This is a genomic window from Siccirubricoccus deserti, assembly GCF_014283215.1.
GTDB lineage: Bacteria > Pseudomonadota > Alphaproteobacteria > Acetobacterales > Acetobacteraceae > Siccirubricoccus > Siccirubricoccus deserti.
The window spans coordinates 16,640-41,139 of sequence record NZ_JACOMF010000041.1; the positions used below are offsets into that span (position 1 = coordinate 16,640).

General features: G+C 70.4%; 22 protein-coding genes and 2 pseudogenes. 12 read left to right on the plus strand and 12 right to left on the minus strand.

Features of this window, described 5'->3' with window-relative positions:
• The first annotated feature begins 94 nt into the window (after nt 1-94).
• On the plus strand, nt 95-568 hold the full coding sequence (locus tag H7965_RS22440; protein ID WP_186772817.1) for a DUF1203 domain-containing protein: 474 nt from the start codon (nt 95-97) through the stop codon (nt 566-568).
• Nucleotides 569-705: 137 nt separating this feature from the next.
• On the opposite strand, the gene H7965_RS22445 is transcribed toward H7965_RS22440, so the two are convergent.
• Both H7965_RS22445 and H7965_RS22450 read right to left on the minus strand, forming a co-directional pair.
• Nucleotides 706-2,574 carry an ABC-F family ATP-binding cassette domain-containing protein gene (locus H7965_RS22445; protein WP_186772818.1) on the minus strand — a complete coding sequence of 623 codons (1,869 nt, stop codon included), beginning with the start codon at nt 2,572-2,574 and terminating at the stop codon, nt 706-708.
• 56 nt (nt 2,575-2,630) lie between these two features.
• Nucleotides 2,631-2,792, minus strand: a complete 162-nt coding sequence (locus H7965_RS22450; protein ID WP_186772819.1) for a hypothetical protein — start codon at nt 2,790-2,792, stop codon at nt 2,631-2,633.
• 124 nt (nt 2,793-2,916) lie between these two features.
• Here H7965_RS22450 and ndk point away from each other — a divergent pair, with 124 nt between their 5' ends.
• Nucleotides 2,917-3,339, plus strand: coding sequence for a nucleoside-diphosphate kinase (ndk, locus tag H7965_RS22455; RefSeq protein WP_186772820.1), 423 nt, complete (start codon nt 2,917-2,919; stop codon nt 3,337-3,339).
• Between the two features lie 159 nt (nt 3,340-3,498).
• Here ndk and H7965_RS22460 read toward each other — a convergent pair whose 3' ends face one another.
• Nucleotides 3,499-5,211 (minus strand): GMC family oxidoreductase, encoded by a 1,713-nt coding sequence (locus tag H7965_RS22460; RefSeq protein WP_186772821.1) that lies wholly within the window; start codon nt 5,209-5,211, stop codon nt 3,499-3,501.
• Between the two features lie 113 nt (nt 5,212-5,324).
• Between H7965_RS22460 and H7965_RS22465 the strand changes: the two genes are divergently transcribed.
• The 5 genes from H7965_RS22465 to H7965_RS22485 all read left to right on the plus strand — a co-directional run bounded on the left by H7965_RS22465 (nt 5,325) and on the right by H7965_RS22485 (nt 10,806).
• Nucleotides 5,325-7,214: a transglycosylase domain-containing protein gene (locus H7965_RS22465; protein ID WP_186772822.1), complete on the plus strand. Its 1,890-nt coding sequence runs from the start codon at nt 5,325-5,327 to the stop codon at nt 7,212-7,214.
• A gap of 288 nt (nt 7,215-7,502) precedes the next feature.
• Nucleotides 7,503-7,739, plus strand: coding sequence for an acyl carrier protein (locus H7965_RS22470; protein WP_186772823.1), 237 nt, complete (start codon nt 7,503-7,505; stop codon nt 7,737-7,739).
• A gap of 43 nt (nt 7,740-7,782) precedes the next feature.
• Nucleotides 7,783-9,066: a beta-ketoacyl-ACP synthase II gene (gene fabF, locus H7965_RS22475; RefSeq protein WP_268239771.1), complete on the plus strand. Its 1,284-nt coding sequence runs from the start codon at nt 7,783-7,785 to the stop codon at nt 9,064-9,066.
• 34 nt (nt 9,067-9,100) lie between these two features.
• Complete coding sequence (gene mltG, locus H7965_RS22480) at nt 9,101-10,072, plus strand: endolytic transglycosylase MltG (RefSeq protein WP_186772824.1); 972 nt, start codon at nt 9,101-9,103, stop codon at nt 10,070-10,072.
• A 179-nt stretch (nt 10,073-10,251) separates the two neighbouring features.
• Nucleotides 10,252-10,806, plus strand: a complete 555-nt coding sequence (locus H7965_RS22485; RefSeq protein WP_186772825.1) for a DUF4142 domain-containing protein — start codon at nt 10,252-10,254, stop codon at nt 10,804-10,806.
• A 57-nt stretch (nt 10,807-10,863) separates the two neighbouring features.
• Here H7965_RS22485 and H7965_RS31175 read toward each other — a convergent pair whose 3' ends face one another.
• Nucleotides 10,864-10,995: a hypothetical protein gene (locus H7965_RS31175; protein ID WP_261394342.1), complete on the minus strand. Its 132-nt coding sequence runs from the start codon at nt 10,993-10,995 to the stop codon at nt 10,864-10,866.
• A 244-nt stretch (nt 10,996-11,239) separates the two neighbouring features.
• On the opposite strand from H7965_RS31175, the gene H7965_RS22490 reads away from it, so the two are divergent.
• Entirely contained in the window at nt 11,240-12,274 is a 1,035-nt protein-coding gene (locus H7965_RS22490) for an amidohydrolase family protein (protein ID WP_186772826.1), read from the plus strand.
• 77 nt (nt 12,275-12,351) lie between these two features.
• Complete coding sequence (locus H7965_RS22495; RefSeq protein WP_186772827.1) at nt 12,352-13,314, plus strand: Bug family tripartite tricarboxylate transporter substrate binding protein; 963 nt, start codon at nt 12,352-12,354, stop codon at nt 13,312-13,314.
• A 13-nt stretch (nt 13,315-13,327) separates the two neighbouring features.
• Here the strand turns inward: H7965_RS22495 and H7965_RS22500 are convergent, their stop codons facing one another.
• The gene (locus H7965_RS22500) at nt 13,328-14,167 is read right to left on the minus strand and encodes an amidohydrolase family protein (protein ID WP_186772828.1); all 840 of its coding nucleotides are present in this window, start codon (nt 14,165-14,167) and stop codon (nt 13,328-13,330) included.
• Between the two features lie 427 nt (nt 14,168-14,594).
• Between H7965_RS22500 and H7965_RS22505 the strand changes: the two genes are divergently transcribed.
• Nucleotides 14,595-15,209 (plus strand): hypothetical protein, encoded by a 615-nt coding sequence (locus H7965_RS22505; RefSeq protein ID WP_186772829.1) that lies wholly within the window; start codon nt 14,595-14,597, stop codon nt 15,207-15,209.
• A gap of 75 nt (nt 15,210-15,284) precedes the next feature.
• On the opposite strand, the gene H7965_RS22510 is transcribed toward H7965_RS22505, so the two are convergent.
• Nucleotides 15,285-15,629 carry a chaperone modulator CbpM gene (locus H7965_RS22510; protein ID WP_186772830.1) on the minus strand — a complete coding sequence of 115 codons (345 nt, stop codon included), beginning with the start codon at nt 15,627-15,629 and terminating at the stop codon, nt 15,285-15,287.
• Entirely contained in the window at nt 15,630-16,556 is a 927-nt protein-coding gene (locus H7965_RS22515; RefSeq protein ID WP_186772831.1) for a DnaJ C-terminal domain-containing protein, read from the minus strand.
• Nucleotides 16,557-16,952: 396 nt separating this feature from the next.
• On the opposite strand from H7965_RS22515, the gene H7965_RS22520 reads away from it, so the two are divergent.
• Complete coding sequence (locus H7965_RS22520; RefSeq protein WP_186772832.1) at nt 16,953-17,942, plus strand: Bug family tripartite tricarboxylate transporter substrate binding protein; 990 nt, start codon at nt 16,953-16,955, stop codon at nt 17,940-17,942.
• Between the two features lie 27 nt (nt 17,943-17,969).
• Here the strand turns inward: H7965_RS22520 and H7965_RS22525 are convergent, their stop codons facing one another.
• Nucleotides 17,970-18,911: an alpha/beta hydrolase gene (locus tag H7965_RS22525; protein WP_186772833.1), complete on the minus strand. Its 942-nt coding sequence runs from the start codon at nt 18,909-18,911 to the stop codon at nt 17,970-17,972.
• A gap of 226 nt (nt 18,912-19,137) precedes the next feature.
• Nucleotides 19,138-19,545 (minus strand): annotated as a pseudogene (locus H7965_RS22530) (transposase); the annotation flags it as partial.
• On the opposite strand from H7965_RS22530, the pseudogene H7965_RS22535 reads away from it, so the two are divergent.
• Nucleotides 19,523-19,890: pseudogene (locus H7965_RS22535) on the plus strand (transposase); the annotation flags it as partial. The pseudogenes H7965_RS22530 and H7965_RS22535 overlap by 23 nt on opposite strands.
• A gap of 66 nt (nt 19,891-19,956) precedes the next feature.
• On the opposite strand, the gene H7965_RS22540 reads toward H7965_RS22535, so the two are convergent.
• From H7965_RS22540 to H7965_RS22550, 3 genes are all read right to left on the minus strand, one after another.
• Nucleotides 19,957-20,562 carry a biliverdin-producing heme oxygenase gene (locus tag H7965_RS22540; protein ID WP_186772835.1) on the minus strand — a complete coding sequence of 202 codons (606 nt, stop codon included), beginning with the start codon at nt 20,560-20,562 and terminating at the stop codon, nt 19,957-19,959.
• Nucleotides 20,563-20,566: 4 nt separating this feature from the next.
• On the minus strand, nt 20,567-22,774 hold the full coding sequence (locus H7965_RS22545) for a histidine kinase dimerization/phosphoacceptor domain -containing protein (protein WP_186772836.1): 2,208 nt from the start codon (nt 22,772-22,774) through the stop codon (nt 20,567-20,569).
• A 330-nt stretch (nt 22,775-23,104) separates the two neighbouring features.
• Nucleotides 23,105-24,195, minus strand: a protein-coding gene (locus H7965_RS22550) for an IS630 family transposase (RefSeq protein ID WP_390624590.1) whose coding sequence is annotated in 2 segments (ribosomal slippage) — nt 23,105-23,658 and nt 23,658-24,195 — 1,092 coding nt in all. Because the reading frame shifts where the segments join, the coding sequence is not laid out codon by codon here.
• Nucleotides 24,196-24,500: the final 305 nt, after the last annotated feature.

The window sequence follows — 24,500 nt, forward strand, 5'->3', positions numbered from 1 at the left end:
GGATTACGCCGCTGGCGCTGCAATGCCGGAGCAACCGGCGGATGGCGCAGTCGCGGCGGCGGCGCAAGCCTGCGGGCCGATGAGGGAGCCCGCCATGACCGCCTTTCGCTGCATCGCCATCCCGACCGCAACCGCCGAACGCTTCCGCCGCACCGGCCGCGATGACCGCGGCCAGACGCTGCACCGCCGCGTGGTGGATGGCCCCGGTTTTCCCTGCCGCCACTGCCTGCAACTCGGCGAGCCGGGCGAGGTGATGCTGCTCGGCAGCTACGATCTGCCGCATCCGCAGGGTGTCTACTGGACGCCGAGCCCGATCTTCCTGCACGAGCGCGACTGCGCCCGCTTCGCTGCGACGGACAGCATCGCGCCCATTGTCCTGGCGAACGGCATGGTGTCGGTCCGCGCCTATGATGCCGAGGAGATGTGCCTCTACGACCTCGGTGCGGTGAGCGAGGGCGGCGCGGTGGCGCCGCTGCTGCAGCGCGCGCTGGAGGATCCGCGGGCGCGCTACGTCAACATCCATACCGCGCGGCCGGGCTGCCTGCTGACGGCGGTGGAAAGGCTGTGAGAGGTGCCGCGTCTCCGTCATGCGCGGGCACGTCCACGCATCCAGACATCCGGTGAACAGGGGCGGCCAGATGGCCGGATCAGGTCCGGCCGTGACGAAGGGGCGGTGCTACGGGGCCGCTTGCGACGCCATCGGCCTCAGGCGGCTTCCAGCTTCTCCTGCAACTCTAACCATTCGGCTTCGAGCGTCGGCAGCACCTTGCCGATGACGGCGCGCCGCGTGGTGGCGCGGTTGATCAGGTCGGATTTGTTGCCGGCGTAGAGGCGCGGGTCGGCCAGCGCCTTGTCGATGGTCGCCGCCTCGTCCTGCAGCTTGGCGATCTGCGCCTCGATCTGCTTCGCGCGCTCCTTCAGCGGCGCCAGCGCGGCACGGCTTTCGGCCTTGCCGCGGCGGTCGTTGCCGCGCGGCGCGGTGCCCGGCTCGTTGCGCGCAGCGCGGCGGTTGCCGCCGCCGAGCAGGGCGCGGTAGTCGTCCAGGTCGCCATCGAAATTGGTCACCGCGCCATTGCCGACCAGCCACAGCCGATCCGCCACCAGCTCCACCAGATGCGGGTCATGGCTGATGAGGATGACCGCGCCATTGTAGTCGGCCAGCGCCTTCACCAGCGCGTCGCGCGCATCGATGTCGAGGTGGTTGGTCGGCTCGTCGAGGATCAGCAGCTGCGGCGCCTCCCGCGTGCAGAGCGCCAGCAGCAGCCGCGCCTTCTCGCCGCCCGAGCAGGCCGAGATCTTCGTCGTCGCCCGCTCGACGTCGAGGCCGAAGCGGGCGAGCTGGGCGCGGCATTGCGTCACCGTCGCCTGCGGCAGCGCCGCCTGCATATGGCTCAACGGCGTGCCGTCCATGTCCAGCTCATCGGTCTGGTGCTGGGCGAAGTAGCCGACCTTCAGCTTCGGCGAGCGGAATTGCGTGCCTGACATCAGCGGCAGCCGCCTGGCGAAGAGTTTTGCCAGGGTCGATTTTCCGTTGCCATTGGCGCCGAGCAGGGCGATGCGGTCGTCCTGGTCCAGCCGCAGGTCGAGACCCTTCAGCACTACCCGCTTGTCGTAGCCGATGCTGCCGCCCGAGATCGACAGCACCGGCGGCGCCAGCTCGGCCGGCTCGGGGAAGGCGAAGCGGGTGGCGTGGTCTTCCACCACGCTCTCGATCGCCGGCATCCGTTCCAGCGCCTTGATCCGCGACTGCGCCTGGCGGGCCTTGCTGGCCTTGGCGCGGAACCGGTCCACGAAGGACTGGATATGCGCCCGTTCGGCAGCGAGCTTCTCGTTCTGCGCCTGCTGCTGCGCCTGGCGCTCGGTGCGGACGCGGACGAAATTGTCGAAGGCGCCGGGGTAGAGCGTCAGCTTGCCGCGGTCGAGATGGGCAATGGCGTCGACGCAGCGTTCCAGCAGCCCACGGTCGTGGCTGACCACGATGGCGGCGCCGGAGAAGCGCTGCAGCCAGCCCTCCAGCCACATCGTCGCTTCAAGATCGAGGTGGTTGGTCGGCTCGTCCAGCAGCAGCAGCTCGGGCTCGAGGAACAGCACCCGCGCCAGCGCCACGCGCATCCGCCAGCCGCCGGAGAACTCGGTGCTCGGCCGCGCCTGGGCGGCGGCGTCGAAGCCGAGGCCGGCCAGGATGGTGGCGGCGCGGGAGGGCGCGCTGTCAGCCTGGATGGCGATCAGCCGCTCATGGATCTCGGCCATGCGGTGGGAGTCGGGGTGGCCCTCGGCCTCGGCCAGCAGCGCCGCGCGCTCGGTATCGGCGGCGAGCACCGTCTCCAGCAGCGTCTCCGGCCCGCCCGGGGCTTCCTGCGCCACATGGCCCATGCGGGCGCGGGCGGCGAGGCGGATCTCACCGCCATCCGGCTGGATCTCCCCGGTGATGGCCTTCAGCAGGGTGGATTTCCCGGCGCCGTTGCGGCCGACCAGCCCGACCTTGCGGCCGGGGTCGACCACCAGGTCGGCGCCTTCCAGCAGGGCGCGGCCGGCGATGCGGAGCGTGAGGTCGCGGATGGTGAGGACGGTCATGGCGGGGCTTTCCTAGCCCCTGGAGGCGCCCGCCGCCACCGCTTTGCTGCGGTTGCTCAGCCCGCCGGGCGTTCAGGCTCCGGCGGGGGGTCGCCCGTCCATTCATCGGTCACCATGCCCTGCTGGCTGCTGATCAGGTCGATGTCGGCCTGGGTCGGCGGGCGTGGGACGCCGGGCGGCAGGGGGGTGCCCTCGGGCTTCGGTTCGGGTTTGGTCATCCTGGCGCTCCTGGCATGGTATGGACGCCAACGCCCGGGCCGTCACCGGGTTGGGCTTGCATCCGGCCCGCGCCCCGCCTATCCGGCCGCAACCGTCACGCCCCCCTTCGCAAAGGAATGCCCCATGGCCGTCGAGCGCACCCTCTCCATCATCAAGCCGGATGCCACCCGCCGGAACCTCACCGGCAAGATCAACGCGAAATTCGAGGAGGCCGGGCTGCGCATCGTCGCCCAGAAGCGGCTGCAGCTCTCCGAGGCCCAGGCCGGCGCCTTCTACGCGGTGCATGCGGCGCGGCCGTTCTACAAGGATCTGGTCAGCTTCATGATCAGCGGCCCGGTGGTGGTGCAGGTGCTGGAAGGCGAGGGCGCCGTCCAGAAGAACCGTGACATCATGGGCGCCACCAACCCGGCCAATGCGGCGCCGGGCACCATCCGCAAGGAATTCGCCGAGAGCATCGAGGCGAACAGCGTCCACGGCTCGGACAGCGCCGAGAATGCCGCCACGGAGATCGCCTTCTTCTTCGCCGGGACCGAGATCGTCGGCTGAAGCTGCCCGGCAGCCTGCCGGAGGCGGCGTCGTAGCGCCGCCTCCCCGTCCTGGCCGGGCTTGACCCGGCCATCCCTAACTTGCTGTTTTTGCTGGGGGCGAGATGCGCGGGTCAAGCCCGCGCATGACGAGAGGACGGATGCGCGTTCCCGGCTCTCCTCAGCCCTCCGCCAGGATCGTGTCAGCCATCTTCTCCGCCGTCATCAGCACCGGGAAATTGGTGTTGGCGCAGGGCACCACCGGGAAGATCGAGGCATCCACCACCCTGAGCCCGGCGACGCCGCGCACCCGGCTGCTGGTGTCGACCACCGCCATCGGGTCGTCCTCCCGGCCCATGCGGCAGGAGCAGGAGGCATGCCAGACGCCGATCGTTGCCTTGCGGATGAAGGCCTCCAGCGCCTCGTCATCCTGCATCACCTGCTGGAAGGTGAAGCCTTCCACCACGTAGCGATCGATCAGCCAAGACCGCAGCGCCTGCGGCCCGTCGAGCATCGTGGCGATCGCCCGGGTCAGCCAGCGGTTCTTCTCGTTTACCACGCCGATCTGCCGCACCTTGTCGCTGTAGCTGGCGGGGAAGGGGTCGGTGGTGACGGCCGCCAGCGGCGGGCTCATCTGCATCGCCGCCATCATCTTGAAGCAGTTCATCAGCCGGTCGAGGTCGCGGCGGTCGCTCAGCAGGTTGAACTCGACGACCGGTTCTGATCGCCAGTCGCGGGAGGCGAGCCGTACCTGGCCGGTCTCGGAATAGGTCTTGTTCACGAAGGCCAGCATCGAGGCGATCTGCACCCCCACCGCATGCCAGGCGGATTTGCTGGCGACGGCGACGAACATGTCGCCCTTCGGCGCTTCCGGCAGATTCGAGGAATAGCGCAGCCCGACCAGGATGTGCCGGCGCGACGGGTCGCTGTCGCGCATCCGCGCCGAGCGGCGGATGAAGGACGACAGCGAGATGGAGGGGTGGTCCATCAGCCGCTGCCCGACCCCTTCCACCGCCGCCAGCACCGGGATGCCCATGTCGCGCAGATGCCCCACCGGGCCGATGCCGGCGCGCAGCAGATGCGCCGGGCTGTGGATGGCGCCGCAGGAGAGGATGACCTCCTTCGCCCGGAATTCCTGTTCCTGCCCGTCCACCACGGCGACCACGCCAACGCAGCGGGTGCCCTCGAAGACCAGCGACTTTGCCTGGGTATTGGTGGAGATGGTGAGATTCCGGCGCGCCCGCGTCGCGGCATCGAGGTAGCCGAGGGCGGCCGAGACGCGCTTCTCCTCGGCGTTCGAGATGGTGACGGGGAAGTAGCCGTCGGTGAACTCGCCGTTCTGGTCGGGCAGGTACTTGAAGCCGGCCAGCTCGAAAGCCGCGGCGGCGGCCTTGGCGTGCGCGTTCCAGTGCTGCTGCGGGATGCGGCGGACCGGGATGCGGCCCTCCTTCCCGTGCCACTCGTCCTCGAAGTCGAGATCGCGCTCGACCTTCTTGAAATAGGGCAGGACGTTCTTCCAGGACCAGCCCTCGGCGCCGCGGGCCTCCCATTCGTCGTAGTCGGTCGGGGCGCCACGATTGGCCATCTGGCCGTTGATCGAGGAGCCGCCGCCCAGCACCCGCGCCTGCTCGTACTTGCGGAGCGGCGGGCGCTCGGCATCCGGGTTGTTGTGGGAGACGATCTGGGTGTGGACCTTGAGGTCGGTCCAGTGGAAGCGCGGGTCGAAATAAGCGGTGCCGGGATAGGTGTCGGAAATCTCCTTCGGCACATTGTCAGGCGGCGTGTCCTGCCCGGCTTCCAGCAGCAGGACGCGGTGGGCGCTGCGGGCCGAAAGACGGTTGGCGAGGACCGAGCCGGCCGAGCCACCGCCGACGATGATGGTGTCGTAGTCCAAGGATTCTCCCCCCAGGGATGCTTTGCGACACAGCCTGCGGGAAAATCCGCCAGGGCGGAAGCCCACCGTGGGCGCTGGCTTCGTCCGGCGGGCGCCTCTATGCTTGCCGCCGCATGCCACCGGCCCCGGCCGCCCGCGCCCGCCGCCGCCCCGCCCCCCCCGCGGAGCCGCGCGCGCCGCGCCGGCCCGCCCCTTCCGCCGCCCGCCCCGCCCCCCCGCGGCCGGACCCCGCCCGCTCCACCGCGCCCCGCCGCGGCGGCTGGCGCTGGCTGCGCTGGGCTGTGCTGCTGCCAGTCTGGGGGCTGGTCGCCCTCGCCGCGCTGCTGCTGGTCTTCGCCTGGGACCTGCCACGGCCGGACAGCATGCCGGCCGCCACCCGCCGCCCCTCCGTTACCCTGCTGGCCGCCAATGGCGGCATGCTGGCGACCCAGGGCGATCTGTACGGGGAGACGGTGCGGCTGCGCGACCTGCCGGCGCATCTGCCGGCCGCCCTCATGGCCGTCGAGGACCGCCGCTTCCGCAGCCATTGGGGCCTCGACCCGATCGGCCTGGCCCGTGCCGCCTGGGCGAATTGGCAGGCCGGGGAAGTGGTCCAGGGCGGCTCCACCCTCACCCAGCAGCTTGCCAAGAACCTGTTCCTCTCGCCCGAGCGCAACTTCCGCCGCAAGGTGCAGGAGGCGCTGCTGGCGCTCTGGCTCGAACGTCGCTTCACCAAGGACGAGCTGCTCGAGATCTACCTCAACCGGGTCTATCTCGGCGCTGGCGCCTATGGGGTCGATGCGGCCGCCCGGCTGTTCTTCGGGGTGCCGGCGCGGCGGCTGGTGCTGTGGCAATCGGCGCTGCTCGCCGGGCTGCCCAAGGCACCCTCCCGTTACAATCCGCGCGCCTCGCCTGACATCGCGGTGGCCCGCGCCGCCGAGGTGCTGGAGATCATGGTGGCCGCCGGCGCCATTTCCCTGGCGCAGATGAATGCCGAGCTGGACCGCATCCGCCTGCCGCCGCCGCAATCCCGCCAGGCGGGCTGGTTCGCCGATTGGGCGCTGGAGGGGGTGGCGGAGAGCTTCCCCGGCAATGCCGACCTGACCCTGCGCGGCACCTTGGAGCCGCGGCTGCAGGCGCTGGTGGAGGCGCGGCTGGAGGCGCTGCTGGCCGGCCCCGGCGCGCGGGCCGGCGTCACCCAGGGTGCGGTGGTGGTGCTGGAGGCCGGCAGCGGCGCGGTGCGCGCCATGGCCGGCGGCCGTGACTACCGCGCCAGCCAGTTCAACCGCGCCACCGACGCCCGCCGCCAGCCGGGCTCCGCCTTCAAGCCGGTGGTCTTCCTGGCGGCGCTGGAGCATGGGCTGGGGCCGGAGGATGCGGTGGCGGACGGGCCGCTGAACCTCGGCGGCTGGTCGCCCGGCAACGGCCAGTGGCGGAGCCGCGGCGAGATCAGCCTGGAGGAGGCGCTGGCGCACAGCGTCAATACCGCCGCCGTCCGGGTGCTGCTGCGCGGCGGCGGGGCCCGCGCGGCGGCGGCGGTGGCGCGCCGGCTCGGCATCGAGGGGCGCTTTCCGAACGATGCCTCCCTGGCGCTCGGCACCGGGGAGGTGACCCTGCTCGACCTCACCGCCGCCTATGCCGCCTTCATCAATGGCGGGGTGCGGGTCACCCCCTTCGGCATCGCCGCCGCCCGGGCCGAGGGCAGGGCGGTGCCGCTGCCGCGCCGCACCGCCGAGCGGGTGGTGGCGCCGGAGCATGCCGCGGCGCTGCGACGGATGCTGGAGGCGGTGGTGGCGCGCGGCACCGGGCGGGCGGCGGCGATCCCCGGCCGCACCGTGGCCGGCAAGACCGGCACCACCCAGGATTTCCGTGACGCCTGGTTTATCGGCTGGGCCGGCCAGGCGGTGATCGGCGTCTGGCTCGGCAACGACGATGCCCGGCCGATGGATGACGTCCGCGGCGGTACCCTGCCGGCGCGGCTGTTCCGCGAGGTGGCGGAGGCGGCCGCCGGCGGCGCGCGGTGAGCCGCCGGGTAGCGTTTGGATGCCGAATCGGCCGGCTGACATCTACGGCAGAACATCGTGACCGCCCGGCCGCCCCGCCCGAAGCCACGCCAAATCGCCGCAACCGGTGGCCGAAGCCAGGCAAACCTGGGGGAGGGGGCTTGCCAGGGCCGCAAACACCGCCTAGGCCCGCTCCGGGTTCCGTGTTAACCCCCGCGCCCGCCCCCGGGTTATCCCGTTGGCGCCTTCAGCACTGTCTGGGCGTTGAGGTAACCGGGACAAGCGCCGCAGCATGGAGACTGGTACCCGATGAGCGAGACCGCCGAGAAGGTTAAGAAGATCGTCGTCGAACACCTCGGCGTTGACGAGGCCAAGGTGACCGAGGACGCATCCTTCATCGACGACCTGGGCGCCGACAGCCTCGACACCGTCGAGCTGGTCATGGCCTTCGAGGAAGCCTTCGGGGTTGAGATCCCGGATGATGCGGCCGAGAAGATCACCACGGTAAAGGACGCCATCGCCTATATTGAAGGCCAGAAGGGCTGACGGTGGCGGCGGGCGGATCCCTGGAACGACGGAGAGGCTGAGCGTGTTCCCGAACGACGCCGCACCGCGGCGAGTGGTCGTCACCGGCATGGGCATCGCCTGCCCGCTCGGGCTGGGAGTCGAGAATGTCTGGAAGCGCCTGCTGGCAGGCGAAAGCGGCATCTCGGCCATCCAGTCCTTCGACGTGAAGGATCTGCCGGCCAAGATCGCCGGCCAGGTGCCGATCGGCTCCCGCGCCGAGGGGAAGCTCGACCTCAACGAGTGGATCCCGGTCAAGGACCAGAAGAAGATGGACCGCTTCATCCAGCTTGCCGTGGTGGCGGCGGTGGAAGCGGTGGAGGATTCGGGCTGGCTGCCCAAGGCGGAGGAAGACCAGGCCGCCACCGGGGTGATGATCGGCTCCGGCATCGGCGGTCTGACCACCATCTACGAGGCGTCGCAGCAGATCGCCGCCGGCAAGGCAAAGCGCGTCTCGCCCTTCTTCATTCCCTCGGCGCTGATCAACCTGGCCTCCGGCCATATCTCCATCCGCTACGGCTTCAAGGGGCCGAACCATGCCGTCGTCACCGCCTGCGCGACCGGGGTCCATGCGCTGGGCGACGCGGCGCGGCTGATCGCCTTCGGTGATGCGGATGTGATGGTCGCCGGCGGGGCCGAGGCCGCGGTCAGCGAGATCGGCATGGCCGGCTTCTGCGCCTCCCGCGCCCTCTCCACCGCCTTCAACGGGACGCCGCAGCAGGCCTCCCGCCCCTGGGACGAGGGGCGCGACGGTTTCGTGATGGGCGAGGGCGCTGGCGTCGTGGTGCTCGAAGAATACGAACACGCGAAGAAGCGCGGCGCGAAGATCTATGCCGAGGTGATCGGCTACGGCATGTCGGGCGATGCCTATCACATCACCGCTCCCTCCGAGACCGGTGACGGCGCCTACCGCTCCATGCGCGCGGCGCTGCGGAGTGCCGGCGTGGCCCCGGCCGAGGTGCAGTACGTCAACGCCCATGGGACTTCGACGCCGCTCGGCGACGATCTGGAACTGGGGGCGGTGGAGCGGCTGTGGGGCGACGATGCCCGCGGGCTGGCGATGTCCTCGACCAAATCGGCGATCGGGCATCTGCTGGGCGCGGCCGGGGCGGTGGAGGGCATCTTCTCCATCCTGGCGATCCGCGACCGGGTGGCGCCGCCGACCCTGAACCTCGAGCAGCCGTCGCGCGAGAGCCCGATCGATCGGGTCGCCAAGGTGGCGCAGGAGCGGCCGATCACGGTGGCGCTGTCGAACAGCTTCGGCTTTGGCGGCACCAACGCCAGCATCGTCTTCCGCGCCGCCCCCTGACGGCCATACCCCGAGGATGAGCCTGGGGCGCAGGATGCTCCGCTGGTTTGGCGGGGCCGTGCTCGCCCTGGCGGTGCTCGGTGGTCTGGGTGCATGGCAGGCGTGGGAATTCTACCGCGCTGCCGGGCCGCTGGCGGCGCCAGCGCAACTGGTGGTGCCGCGCGGCGGCACCGAGGCCATCGCCGCCGCCCTGACTAGCGCCGGCATCATCGACCAGCCCCGCCTCTTCCTCGCCGCCGCCTGGCTGACTCGCGACCAGGGGGCGCTGCGGGCGGCTGAATTCGCCTTCCCGGCTGGCGCCTCGATGGCCGAGGTGCTGGGCATCCTGCGCCAGGCCCGCCCGGTGCAGCGCCGACTGACCATTCCGGAAGGGCTCACTGCCCGGCAGATCCTGGCGCTGCTGGATCGTGCCGAGGGGCTGACCGGCACCGCCACCGCCCCGGCCGAGGGTATGGTCCTGCCGGAGACCTACGCCTATCAATGGGGCGACGACCGCGCCGCGCTGCTGCGCCGGGCCGAACTGGCGATGCAGGCGGCGCTGTCCGAGGCCTGGAACACCCGCGGCGAGGGGCTGCCGCTGGCCACCCCGCGGGAGGCGCTGATCCTGGCCTCGATCGTCGAGCGGGAGACCGGGGTGGCGGCGGAGCGGTCGCGGGTGGCCGCTGTCTTCCTCAACCGGCTGCGGCGTGGCATGCCGCTGCAATCCGACCCCACCATCGCCTATGCAGCGGCCGGCGGCGGGGTGCTGGACCGGCCGCTGAGCCGCGCCGACCTCGACCGCGACCACCCCTTCAACACTTACCGCAACCGCGGTTTGCCGCCGGCGCCGATCGCCGCCCCCGGCTTGGCGGCGTTGCGCGCGGTGCTGCGCCCGGCCGAGACGGATGAACTGTACTTCGTCGCCGACGGCAGCGGCGGCCATGCCTTCGCCCGTACGCTGGAGGAGCACAACCGCAACGTCGCCCGCTGGCGCGACCTGGAGCGGCGCCGCGCCGAGAACCCGTAGCCGCTGTCCCGCTGAGACGGGCGGCTCCTGATCCTGCCAGGTTCCGGCGCCCTGGAATGCCGGATGCCGCGGCAGCCAGCCCGGCTCGTCGGTATGTCCCGCCACCATTCCGCTGCCGCGAAGGCAACCCGGCCGCGGCTGCCGGTTTGCCATTCGCGCAAGCGAAGGAGGACAGGTGGATGTGGCAGTTTCGAACAATCCTGATGGTGGCGGCGCTCGGGCTCGGGGCCTGCACGGGGCAGGGCAGCCCCTCGCTGTCGTCGGCGGACAACAATTTCATCATGCAGGCCGCGGCCGGTGGCATGAGTGAGGTGGCGCTCGGCCAGATGGCGCAGCGCTATTCCTCCAACCCCGCAGTCAAGCAGTTCGGCGAGCACATGGAACGGGACCATAGCGCGGCGAACCAGGAGCTGATCGCCATCGCGGGCCGGAAGGGGGTGATCCCGCCGACCACGCTGGACCCCGGACGGGTTAACGCCAACCGGCAGCTCTCGATGCTGAGCGGGACGGCCTTCGACCAGCAGTACATGATCCAGCAGGTGCAGGATCATGAGCTGCAACTGGCGTTGTTCCGGCAGCAGGCGCAGTCCGGCTCCGACCCTGATCTGAAGGCCTTCGCTGCGAAATACCTGCCGGTGGTGCAGGCACATGCCAATGCGGCGCAGCAGCTGCTGGATAGCGTCTCCCTGCCTGCCGCCCCGGTCGCGCCACCGGCGCCGCGGACGCGACGCTAAACCGGGCCGCTGCCGCGGCAGGGCGAGACACGCCCTGCCGCGGCCCGTGCTGCCGCATCAGAAGCTGCTCATGAACGGCAGCCGGGCGAGGGCGTAGTCGATCGCCGCGATGAAGCTGCCGATATAGGCGAGAGCCGCGGCGAACAGGTCGCGCCATTCCACGCCGTACAGCCGAATTCCGAATGCCATTGCCGTTCTCCCGCTGAATGCCGTGGCGAGGGGAGTTCGGCAGGAATGGTGGGCCTGGCCGGTGACGCCGCGTATCAGGTGGCAATTGCCCGGTCGCTCGGGCCAATCGGTCCTGGCGCCGGTGGCCCGCACCGCCGCGCGTCACATCGACCACGCCGCCTCCGGCGTGCTCGTGCGGTCGACACCGCCGCCATCCCCGGGCAGGCTGCGCCCCGCCCCATGCGCCGCCGCAAAGGAGTCCGGGATGACGACGACCGCACCCAGCCCGCACCTGCCCGTCCGCCCGGACTGGCTCGCCTCGCGGCCAGAGCCGGTGCTGGAGCCGGCGCTGCCGATCGTCGATCCGCACCACCACCTCTGGGACCGCGAGGGCAATCCCTACCTGCTGCCGGACCTGCTGGCCGATATCACCAGCGGCCATGCGGTGCGGGCCACCGTCTTCATCGAATGCAAGGCGCGCTACCGGCAGGGCGGCGACCCATTTCTGGCGCCGCTGGGCGAGACCGAATTCGCCGCCGCGGCGGCAGCCGAATGCGCCGCCGGGCCACAGGCCGCGGCCGGCGCCTGCGCCGGCATCGTCGGCCATGTCGATCTGCGCGCCGGGCCACGGGCCGATGAATTGCTGCGGGCGCAGATCGATGCCGGCGCCGGGCACTTCCGTGGCATCCGCCACAGCGCCGCCTGGCACCCGGATCCGGCGGCCAAGGGCTCCTCCACCTCGCCGCCGCCCGGCCTGTACCTGGACCCGGATTTCCGCGCCGGCTTCGCTTGCCTGGCGCCGCTCGGCCTGAGCTTCGACGCCTGGATGTTCCACACCCAGCTGGCGGAGCTGCGCGACCTGGCGGATGCCTTCCCGGAGACCACCATCATCCTCGATCATGTCGGCGGGCCGCTGAACATCGGCCCCTATGTTGGCCGGCAGGCGCATGTGATGGCGGAATGGAGCGCTTCCATGCGCAGCCTGGCCGCTTTCCCGAACGTCCATGTGAAGCTCGGCGGCTTCGGCATGCGGCTGTTCAACTGCGCCTGCTATGGCCAGGCGCTGCCGCCCTCCTCCGAGGAGCTGGCCGAGGCCTGGCGGCCCTATATCGAGACCTGCGTCGCCGCCTTCGGCGCCAAGCGCTGCATGTTCGAGAGCAACTTTCCGGTCGACAAGGGTGCCTGCAGCTATGTCGCGCTGTGGAACGCCTACAAGCGGGTCACCGCGGGCTGGTCGGCGGAGGAACGGACGGCGCTGTTCTCCGGCACCGCCAGCCGGGTCTACCGGCTGGGGCAGTAATTCCCGCAGCCCTTCAAGCGGCTATCCCGGCGTTCGCCGCCGCGCTTATGCTCGGCCGCAACGAAGGGAGGTACACCATGACTGGACGCCGCAGGCTCATCGTCACCATGGGCGCCGGCGCGCTGGCCGGCTCCACCATCGCCCGGCCGGCCCGCGCCTCTTGGCAGCCCAGCCGGCCGGTGCAATGCATCATCGGCTTCGCGCCGGGCGGCGGTGCCGACCAGATCGCCCGCGCCATCTGCGAGGATGCCGGGCCGCTGTTCACCCAGCCGCTGGTCGTCACCAACCGGCCCGGCGCCGGCGGTTCGATCGCCGCGCAATTCGTCGCCACCCAGCCGCCGGACGGCCATACGCTGTTCATGGCGGGCGGCAGCGAGACCACCAGCCTGCCCGCCTTCCGCGACCTGCCCTATGACCCGAAGCGCAGCTTCCGCGCCATCATGCGGCTGATGCGGCAGCGGCTGTTCATCTTCACCCGCACCGACAGCCGCTTCGCCACCTTGCCGGATGCCATCGCCGCGGCGCGCGCCAGGCCGGGCACGGTGAGCTATGGCACTTCCGGCATCGGCTCCATCCCGCACGCCGCCTTCCTGGTGCTGGAGCGCCAGGCGCAGATGGAGATGCTGCACTCGCCCTACACCGGCGGCGCGCCCTCGGTGCAGGCGGTCGCCGCCAGGCAGATCGATCTCGCGGCTGCGCATCCGGAGGAGTTCCGCGGCCTCGCCGATGCCGGGCTGATCCGCGTGCTGGCGGTCGCCTCAACCGAGCGGGCCCCGCAATACCCGGATGCGCCGACCCTGAAGGAACTCGGCTACGATGCGGTCATCGAGAACATGAAGGGCTGGGTGGTGCCCGCCGGCACGCCGGATGAGATCGTCCGCGCGTTGCATGACCGGTTCCGTCAGGCGATGACGGGCCCGGCCTGGCGCAATTTCCTGGAACGGGCCGGGGATACCGACGGCTACCTGCCGGGGCCGGAGTTCCAGGCGGCGATGGACCGGCTGCTCGATACCGTCCGGGTGGTGGCCCGGCCGGGGTGATCCGCGCAGGCGCTCAGAAATCGTAGAGCCGGGCCGGGTTCTCCACCAGGATCGCCTGGCGCGTCGCCTCGCTCGGCGTCCAGGCGGCGAGCAGGCCGAGCAGCGCCGCCTCATCCGGCTTTGGCTCCGGCGCGTTGGGATGCGGCCAGTTGGAGCCCCAGACCACGCGCTCCGGCACCGCCGCGATCACCGCCCGGGCGATGGCGGCGACGTCGGCATACTCTGGCGGGCCGCGCCGCGACACGCCATAGGGCGAGGAGGCCTTCACCCAGGCCCGTCGGCTCTCCAGCAGCCGCAGCAGCACGCGCACCGCCGGCGCCTCCGGGGTCACCGGCGCATGGAAGCGGCCGATGTGGTCGATCACCACCGGGCAGGCCAGGTTGCGGATCAGTGCCTCCCGCATCGGCAATTCGCCGCCGTCGAACTGCAATTGCACATGCCAGCCGAGTGGCGCGACATGCGCCGCCAGCGCGCCCAGCCGGTCCCAGGGCAGGATGCCGCCGCGCAGCATGACGGCGCGGGCGCCGCGGGCGCCGGCGGCGTGGAGGCGGTGGAGCTCCTCCATCGGGGTCTCCGGCGTGACCGCCACCACCGCCCGTGCCGCCTGCGGCCCCAGGGCCGCCACCGCGTCCAGGGTGCAGCGGTTGTCGGTGCCATAGGCCGCCGGCTGGACCACCACCATGCGGCTGAGGCCGAGCCGCGCCTGGACCTTCCGATAGGCCACCAAATCGCTGGCGAAGGGCACCGGCGAGGGGTTGGTCGGCGCCACCGGATAGCGGTCCGGCGGGCCGTAGATGTGCATGTGGCAATCCGTTGCGCCGATCGGCGCGACAGGCATCGGCGTGGCCGGCATGGCGTTCCTCCTCGGTCGAGCCGCAGCCTGTACCCTGACCCCGCAGATGGTCCCGCCGCAATGGCCTGCACCCCAGGCGAGGCCGGCCGATGTCCTGCCGTGCTCGCGCCGATGCTCCGGCTAGGCTTGGCGATGCGCGCCTCATCCCGCGGCGGGCACCGCGCAAGCTGCCAGTCAAAGGCGTCCGGGTGACCGCTGCTGCTCCCGCTTTGGCGGATAACAGTCTTCAAGCTTCCGGGAGTAGGCGGCAACGGCATGGAAACTGCGCTGTTCTTGCTGGATTACTTGGAAGCGTAGTGAGAGCGCCTGACGAACAGCAGACGAGGGACGCCCCATGGACCTCACTCTGAGACTGGAACGGGCTTTCGAACAGGTTGAGCTGGTCAGTGGAACCATCGGCAATCCGGGCGAGCGCAGGATGTGCCTGATGTCCCTCGTCGCCTTCTTGGCGGGTGAGGATCACTCGGACGCGCCGCGAACCGCCTCGCCGCTGATCCAGACCTTCGCGGTGTCGATCAACGATCACATGCCGCACCGGGTGCGCCAGCGCCTCAAGGCCTTTGCGCCGCGAATCATCGGCACCAACGATGGGCTGGATGAGGAGCGCGCCCGCCTGCTGCGCCAGCTTCTCGCCGAGGAGGTCCTTGCCCGGGCGCCCGGCCAGGATACGCTTCAGCCGGCGGTCCCCGCTACGGGCGGGTTCCTGAACCTCCGGCGCCTGTGGCGCTGGTTCGGCAAGGACGCGCAGCACCACCTGTTCGAGGTCGCGCTGTCCAGCGGCGACGACCGCAGCATGGCAAGCGAGGCGGCGCGACTGATCGCGCGGCGCGCCCGCAACGCCGTCGATGCGCGGGAGCAGGAATGGTACTGGAATGCTGCCATCGGCGTGCTCGACCGGCTCTGCGACGTCGGCGCGCAGTGGCGGCAGGCACCGGGCATCCCGGCCGAGCGCCTGGCGCAGCTGGAAGCCCTTTCGGCGCAGCACCAGGATCGCGGCCGGCGAAAGGAAGCCCGCTCGGCACTGGACCTGCTGCACTGGTAGGGCACGGCCCGGCATCCGACCGGGGCAGGTGACGCCACGGGCGCCGGGCGTGGGCCCGGCGCCCGTGAGCTGCGGTCACCCGGCGGTTGACGGCTCCTCATCGGCGCCGTCGCGCAGTCGTGCCAGCAAGTCACGACGCACCGGCTCCGGCGCCGCCTGCAGCGCCGCGCTCAGCCGCCGCAGCGCGTGCCGCAGGCCATGCACCTGATCGAGCAGATCGAGCGCGATGGCGACCCCTTCGTCGTTCACGCCCATGGCCTCCCGCATCTCATGGATCAGCCGGGCCCTGGCGAGGTCGAGCTCGGTGAATTTGCGCTCCGGCCCCGCCTCCTGCGGCAGCAGCCAGCCGGCCTCGATCCAGCTCTCCAGCGAGGCGGCGTCGAGCCGCGCCCGCAGCAGGAATTCGCGGCTCTCGAGCATCTACCCCTCCATCCCTGCCCTCGGTTTATGCGCCTTCCCGGCCGTCCAGCGCTCGGCGAATGCCCCGAGCTCAGGGTCCGGCTGATCCGGCAACACGATCCTGAGCGTGACATAGCCATCGCCGCGGGTGCCATCCGGCCGCAGTACGCCGCGCCCCTTCAACCGCAGGACCGTGCCGGAGTTCGACCCTTTGGGCACGGTCATGGTGACTGGGCCGGTGGGCGTCGGCACCTCGATCTTGCCGCCGAGCACGGCCTCGGTCAGGCTGACCGGCAGGTCGAGGTGGATGTCGTCGCCCTTCCGGGTGAAATGCCGGTGCTGGCCGACCTCGATCTCCACCAGCAGGTCGCCCGGCGGGCCGCCGCCGCGCCCGGCGCTGCCCTTGCCGCGCAGCCGCAGCACCTGGCCGTCGCGCGTCCCGGGCGGCACGGTGACGTCGACGGTCGAGCCATCCGGCAGGCTCAGCCGCTTCGTCGTGCCGTTGACCGCTTCCAGGAACTCCAGCGTCAGCCTGCCCTGCAGATCGCCGCCGCGCATCCGGATGGTGCCGCCGCCGCGCCCGCCGGCGGCCCGGCCGAACAGCTGGGACAGCAGGTCGTCGGCATCCGCCATGTCCGCGAAGCCGGCATCGCTTGCATAGGAATAGGGCCCGCCGGCGGCGCCTTCGGCGAAGTCGCGGTAGTAATGCTGCTGCGGGCGTTCGGCGCCCGAGGCGTCGATCTCGCCGCGGTCGTAGCGGGCACGCTTCTCGGCATCGCCGAGCAGGTCATAGGCCGCGCCCACCTCCTTGAACCTCTCCTCCGCCGCCCGGTCGCCCGGGTTCAGGTCGGGGTGGAGCTTCCGCGCCAGGCGGCGGTAGGCGCTGCGGATCTGCTCGTGCGAGGCGTCGGGCTGCACGCCCAGGATTTCATATGGGGTCTTGCTCATGCTTGCTTGCCTCATGGGCCGAGCCCAGGCTTACGGGGGCTGCCTCGGTGGAGGCGGGCCGCATCACCCGGCAGATGGCCGTCGCTCTGGCTTGGTTCCAGCCCGGGGTGCCGATCATCTCGTGGTCCAGCAGGAAGCGAGTTCGGGTCGTTCCGGCATGAGAATCCCTGGCGAGGCGGCCTGGGCGCATCGCGAGGGCGGCGGCGGATTGCGCCGCGGCTGCACGCCACGACGCTGCGCGCACCACCGTTGCGCGCAGCGGCATCATGCCGATTGTCGCAACGCTGCATGTCGCGCGATGGTGGTTACGATGCGTTGACATTGCTCCCAGCGGCCGCCATCGATGCCCGCTCATGCTATCGAAATCGCCACGCAGCTGGCGCCCGGGAGGAAGACATGCCGCTCAGTGTCAGGATTTCGCGCCGTGCTGCGCTGCGCGGCGCCCTTGCCACGCCATTCCTGGCGGCGCCGGCCCTTGCCGAGACCTGGCCGAGCCGCCCTGTCCGCCTGGTCATCCCCTTCGGCGCGGGCGGTTCCGTCGATGTCGTCGGCCGGCTGCTGGCGGAGAAGCTCGGCAGCTTTCTCGGCCAACCGGTAATGATCGACAATCGCCCAGGCGGCGCGACCTCGATCGGTGCCGTGCATGTCGCGCGCTCCGCGCCCGATGGCTACACGCTGTTCTACGGCACGCCGGCGACGCAGATCATCAACCCGTCGCTGCTGCCGAATCTGCAGTACGACCCGGACAAGGATCTGGTCGCCACCGGCAGCGTGATGCGGGCACCGAACCTGCTGCTGGTGCATCCCTCGCTCGGCGTGCGCGACATCGCCGGCCTCGTCGCTCTGGCGAAGCAGCGGCCGGGCGCGCTGACCTATGCCAGCAGTTCCGTCGGCTCCTCCAACCATCTCTCGGGCGAGATGCTGTGCCGGCTGGCCGATATCCAGATGCTGCACGTGCCCTATCGCGGCATCAGCCAGTATGGGCCGGAACTGCTGGCCGGCCGGGTGCACATGTGCTTCGGCACCATCTCCGATATGCTGAAGCTCAGCGAGAATGGCGGGCTGCATCGGGTTGCCGTCACCTCGGAAAAGCGCAACCCGCTGCTGCCCGATGTGCCGACGGTGGGCGAGACGGTGCCGGGCTTCGAGGCGACCGCCTACAACTACATCGCCGTGCCCTCCGGCACGCCGCGGCCGATCATCATGGCGGTGAACGCCGCCTTCAACCGCGCGCTGGCCGATCCGCATGTGGCGGGACGGATGGTCGAGACCGGCCTCGAGCCCCTCGCCACCGATACGCCGGAGCAGGCATCTGCAACCATCCTCAGCGAGCGGGCGCGCTGGAAGCAGGTGATCGAGGCGGCGGGGATCAAGCTGGAGGGGTAGCGCTTCGGCAGCGCCACCCCGTCCCCCTTACCAGCCCAGCGCCCCGCGCATCATCGCCGCCAACCGGTCCAGCACCCTGGCCGAGGCGGCGATGGCCTTGCCCATCGGCAGGAAGCCGTGGATCTGCCCCGGCACGCGCCACAGCGTGACCGGCACGCCGGCTTCGGCCAGCCTTCGCCCATAGGCCTCGCCCTCGTCGCGCAGCGGGTCGTGGCTGGCGGTCAGCACCAGTGCCGGCGGCAGCCCGGCGACGCTTGCCGCGCGCAGCGGCGAGGCGCGCCAATCCGCGGCCTCCGCCGTGTTGTTCAGGTAGTGGTCGCGGAACCACAGCATGCTCTCGCGGGTCAGCAGATGCCCGTCCTCGAAGCGGCGGTGGGACGGTGTGTCCATGGCGAAATCGGTGGCCGGGTAGAGCAGCATCTGCCAGGCGATGGCCGGCCCGCCGGCGTCACGCGCCATGAGGCAGAGCGCCGCCGCGAGGTTGCCGCCGGCACTGTCACCGCCGACCGCGATTCGCGCCGGATCCAGCCCAAGCGCCCCGGCCTGCGCCGCGACCCAGGCGGTGGCGGCGCCGGCATCATCCAGCGGCGCCGGGAATTTACGCTCCGGCGCCAGCCGGTAGTCCACCGCCACCACCACGCAGCCGCTGCGCTCGGCGAGGTGCCGGCACATGCCGTCATGGGATTCGAGATTGCCGAGCACCCAACCCCCGCCGTGGAAGAACACCAGCGCGGCCGCACCTGCTGCGGGTGCCGCTGCCGGCCGGTAGAGCCGCAGCGGGATGGGGCCGTGCGGGCCGGGCGCGACGAGGTCCTTCACCACCGCGACCGGCATCGGCTCCGGCGCGGTTGCCTGGCGGCCCGCCATGTAGGAGGCGCGCGCCTCGTCCGGGCTCAGCGTGTGCCAGGGCGGCCGGCCGGCGGTGCGGATCATCTCCAGCACTGCGGCGGCGTCGCGGTCCAATTCCATGCGCGTTCCTCCATGGTGGTTGCCGGTCCAGCCTGGGCCCGGTGGCTGGCGCCAAGGTTGCGGGCCGCCCCGGCCGGTTGCAAGCCGTCACGGCGCGAGACGCACCCTTCCATCCGGCGCACATGCCCAACGACGAGGTGCTGCGCGAGGCGGCGCCGGCCACCTTCGGTCGTGCCCCATTGCGTGGTGTAAGAAGCGATGATCCCTGGCGGGCCGGGTCGCCGCGTCATTTGGCCAGGGCGGGCAGGCTGACGGGTGCGGTATCGCTGGCGGTGTGGATTGCTTCGAGAATTATGTAGCGGGATTGCCGGGTGGCCCATTCGTCGGATTGCTCAAGGAGAATGGCGCCGATCAGCCTGGTGAGGACGGCTTCGTTCGGGAACATGCCGACCACATCCGTACGGCGCTTGATCTCGCCGTTGAGCCGCTCGGTCGGGTCGCTGGAATGGATCCTGGCGCGGCGCTCGCGCGGGACGTCCCTGTGGGCCAGGACGTCACTCCCGACGGCATCCCTCGGTTTGGCAAGCCTTGGGACTTTCGAGCGGAGCTGGTCGGCAACCCGGCGCCACCGGGCATGGCCGGCCGGAGCATCGGCTTTGACGAAGGCGGTGCCGATCCAAGCGAAGGCCGAGCGGCAGTGGCGCACCGTGGCCGACCAGCGCCGCCCCAAGGTGCCGACGCTCGCTGCGCTGATGGACAGCGCCGAGGAGGAGGTGCTCGCCTACATGCACTTCCCGCCGCGCACCGGACGAAGTTGCACGGCACCAACCTGATCGAGCGTCCGAACGGCGAGATCAAGCGCCGTGCCGACGTGGTTGGCATCTTTCCCAACAAGGCCGCCGTCGTGAGGCTCGCCGGCGCCATCCTCCTTGAGCAATCCGACGAGTAGGCCACCCGGCGCGCGCGCTGTATGAGCCTGCAAACGATCAGTGCCATCAGCAATGCTGGCCACGTCAGCCTGCCCGCCGTGCCAGCCTGACCCCGCGGCACAGCCCGCCAGGAGCCAGCGCTGCTACACCACCGCAGGGGAGGCGACCTCTGCCGGTTACCGACGCTCCGGGCTCAGATGCCGCTCCGCACTCATGAGGTACACGCCGAAGACCCACTCGGCGCCACGGACCATGGTCTCGAAGTCTTCCCCGCGGTAGTCCAACGTCTCGAGCCGCGCCACCAGCCGCGGCCAGGCAACTGCCTCCTCGGGGTGGTGCGCCAGAAACCGCGTCGCGCGTCGTCCAAGGTCATCGCCGTGCTCGGCTACCTTGCCGAGCAGGATCAGATTCCCGAGACGGGAGCCCTCAACCGCGTAAAGCGCTCCCCAAACCTCCTGTTCGCTCTGAAAGAGCCTCTCGATACTCAGGCGGCGCGGCGGATCGGCACGCAACTCGGCCAGATCGGCCTCCAGCGCCAACAGGCGCGAACGGCCGTCCCAGCCCGGAAAGAGGCGAGCCGCACCCGCATATTCAAGATCTGGAACAATAGAGCCGAGGGCCGCGTGGTGGATGATGAGCAGTCGCAGAAGGTGGAGCGGCTCGCCAAGGCAGGACGCCTCGATGATCCGGTCGAGGCGGGCATGCAGGCTCGCGGTTCTGGCACGGAGCCTGAGACGCGTACCGGCCTGGCTCTCCCTCGAGGTCAAGACGTGGCCGGCCACGGCATCAGGCCGACGGCGGCGTGCCGCCGCCGCTCGCCGCACGCCCTTCGGCCGCGACAGCGAGCGGCGCGGTTAGAACAACCCTGGTCCCCGGCCTGTTGTCCTGGAACGCCATTTCGCCCCTCACCTGCGCAACGAGCAGGCGCGTCAGCCGCGACCCGAATCCGCCCGGTCGCTCCGCCCGCTCCATGCCGCCCCCCTGATCCGCGACGACGATGCGGATGCTTCCATTCGGGCCACCGGCGACGATGACATCGACTGGCCCCGGCACGCCTCGGTAGGCGTGCTTGACGACGTTGGTGAGGAGCTCCGTGATGACCAGTGCCAACGAAACCGCCGCATCGGTGGGCACGAGCATGGGCTCCGCACGGATCCGGAAGTGCTCGTCCCAGGCGCTGCCCCACTCCTCGACGAGGTCGTCCCGAAGCTCGCGCAGGTAGGTGTCGAAGCGGACGCTCTGGATCTGGTCCGACCGCCAGAGCCGCCGGTGCGTCGCGGAAACGGCGAGGATCCGACGCCGCGCCTCCGCGAAGCGCGTCGTGACGGCCAGCTCCGTCGCCTCCCCCTCCTGCAGCCGCAGCATGGAGTTGACAAGCTGCAGGCTGTTCTGGACTCGGTGGTGGACCTCGCGCATCAGAAGGTCCTTCTGCGCGATCAGCGCCTCCTTATCCGCCAAGGCCTGCCTGAGCTGCCTGTTTAGCTGCTCCAGCCTCCGCTGCCGGCCGAGTTCCAAAGCCACGCCGTGGAACCGCCGCGCCGCGTCCACCTCGGCCGCCGTCCAAGGTCGCGAGCGCCCGTGCACCGTCTCGCGCCAGAGCTCGAAAGACGCGCGGGGCGTGAGCGTCCCGAGCACGGAACCGGGCTCAGCGGGCTTGTGCGGGTTGCCGGCCCACTCGATCACCTGGGCCCGCTCCGCCCGGAACCAGAGCACCACCAGCGGCTCCTCGCGCGACACCATGGTCGCCAGCAGCCCGCTTGCCAGGGTGCGGTAGGCCAAGGCCGGAGCGTGGCATCCGGACAAACGGTCGGTGGCGAACGGGTCCTGCGCGCCGCCGTCGCGCAGCAGCCAATCCGCCAACCCCCGGACCTCGTCATCGGACGGGCGGTGGCCGGCGCCGGTGACCTGCCCGCCGCAGCAGACTGCCACGCCGTCCGAAGGGACGATCGCGAGCAGCTCCGGGGCGTGTTCGGCCAGCGCGCCTTCGATCGGCCCCTCCGCGCGCGCCAGTGTCACCAGGAACTCGTCTCGCGCGTCCGCAAGGCGCCGTGCCTGGGTGTAGGCCTCAGCCTCCTCTCGCGCGGCGATCTGCTGGGAGAGGATCTGGCCGACGCGCTTGCACGCTTGGCGCAGCTCGTAGGGCACCGGCATTGGCGTGCGGTGGTGGCATGCGATGAGGCCCCAGAGCACGCCGTCGCGCACGATGGACACGGACATGGAGGCGCCGACGCCCATGTTCTTCAGATACTGAATGTGGATCGGCGACACGCTGCGCAGTGCACAGTTGCTCATGTCGAGCGAACGGGCCGTGGCCGGGCAGACCGGCGGCCTCAGCGGCGACGGCATGTAATTCACGTCAGGGATGACGCGGATGACGTTGCGGAGGTAGAGCTCGCGCGCCTGCTTGGGAATGTCGGAGGCCGGGTAGTGGTGGTTCAGGAACGACGGCAGCTCGGCGGCCCTGTCCTCCGCAAGCACGTAGCCCGAGCCGTCCTCGAGGAAGCGATAGACCATCACCCGATCGAAGCCGGTCAAGCGGCGCAGCTCATGCGCTGCGGTCTGACAGGTGCGCGGCAGATCGGGCGCCGCCTCCAGCGCAGCCCCGATCGCCTGCATCTCTCCTAGCAGATGAGCGGCCGAGAGCCGGGCCGCCGGAGCGCGCTCGAGTTCGAGGATGACAACGCGGTCCCGCCGGTGGGCGATGACGTCGACTTCATCGCGGGCGGACAGCCTGACCGAGCCGACATAAACCGGCTCAGCGCGCAGCTCGACGCCCGCCGCCCGGACAAAGTCCTCAAGGGGAAGGCCCAGAACCTCGCCGACCCGCCGACTGAGCGGCGGCGGCGCATGGCCGAGTATGCCCTTCATGTCCCCCGCAGCCTGGACGATCTCCTCCGAGGCCGGATCCACCACGAGCAGAACGCCGTGCGGCTGAACGGCACCCGGGATGTGGATCGGCTCCCGGTCGCAGTCGTTGAGATCAATGGATTGCACGCACCTGGTCCGGTATTGGTTTCTGCCAGTCTATCGTAAGAATTCTAGCCGCGTAGACGTGGGAGCATTCGGCTGCCTTTTCGGCCCAAACCGCGCTTAGTTGCAATTTCGAAGCAAGTACAGAGAGCCTGTTGCTCGGTTGAAGGCCTGATCGGTCCTGCTGATTGGGTTGCCGCTTTGGGACGGGCATTCCTGAGGTGAGCGATGCGAGGGATGTCGAAGGCGGCACTGAGTGTTGCCCGTGAGGCGCTGGCGGTCGGGCAGGCAGCGCTGCCGCCCTATGGCAGCCGCTTCTCGCGGCATAACTATACTCATACCAAATCCTGCTGATCAGAACCCGTGAGCCCAGTCGCGCAGGCCGATGGACATGATGGTTGAGGGCTGTTCGACGAGCCGGTTCCAGGCGTGGCAGCAGTGGTCGACGATGTCGTCATAGCAGCGGAAGATGCGGTTCGAGAGCCAGTTGTCGCGCATGAACTGCCAGGTGTTTTCCACCGGGTTGAGCTCGGGGCATTTCGGCGGCAGCGGGATGAGGGTGATGTTGGGCGGCACCTCGAGCTTCTCCGACAGATGCCATCCGGCCTGATCGAGCAGCAGCACGGCATGCGCGCCCGGCGCCACGGCCGCCGAGATCTCGGCCAGGTGCAGGCTCATGGCTGCGGTGTTGCAGTAGGGAAGGACGAGGCCCGCGGCCTTGCCTGCCTTGGGGCAGATGGCGCCGAAGATGTAGGTCGAGGCCGTCCGCTGATCCTGCCGCGCCACGGGCCTGGTGCCGCGTCGGGCCCAGCGCCGGGTGATCTTGTTCTTCTGGCCCACTCTGGCCTCATCGGCGAACCAGATCTCTAGGGCGCTGGCGGCAACGCCCTTCTCGCGCGCGACTTCCTCCAGGCGGGCGGAGAAGCTGTTTTAAAAAGATCGACCGCGCCCTCCGCCTGCGCATGGTGGCGCGGCCGGGCCGAGAGCTTGCGATAGCCGAGCGCGCGCACCTCGCGGCTCATCGTCTGCTTGGCCACCGTGACCCGGAACTCCTCCCACAACCACTGGCAAAGGTCGATCAGCCGCCACCGCACCACCCCGTGGATGGCCGGCATCGGGCCGCTCTCCAGCACCGCAGCCAGGGCCACCCGGTGACTGTCGTTCAGCCGTGGTGCCTGGCCTGGCGCCTTGCGGCCGGCCAGCCCGGCCGGGCCTTCGGCGTTGAACCGCAGGACCCAATCCCGCACGATCTGCAGCGTCACCCCGCTGATCCGAGCGGCCTCGGTGCGTGATGCCCCATCGTAGATCGCGGCCAAGGCCAGTAGGCGGCGAGCCTGGGCCGCGTTCTTCGTCTGCCGCGCTGCGGTGCGTAGTCCGCCCGCATCGAAATCAGCCCGGAGTGGGATGGGCATGGCGAACCTCCGCTGGCCGCCATGTTGAATCAGCGCGCCGCTCGTACGGGAATCCTCGACGAGTCACGCTCTCGGGGACTTGGTACCACGAGACCTGTGCGCGGAAGTGCTTGAGGCGACGCGGCGTACTCTGATTCCATGGCGGCACCGGTAGGAGGTGACGATGGCGCGTCGGCGGATTGGCCAGGAGGATCTCATCGCGCGTCCGGAACCTCGGGCGGCGTCTTCGTTGGCGGAGCTTGCTGCGCTGCTCGACTGGACCGAGATCGACCGCCATCTGGCTGGCATCTCGGCGGCGGTGAAGGGCGAGCCTGGATGGCCGCCGCTGGCCCTGTTCC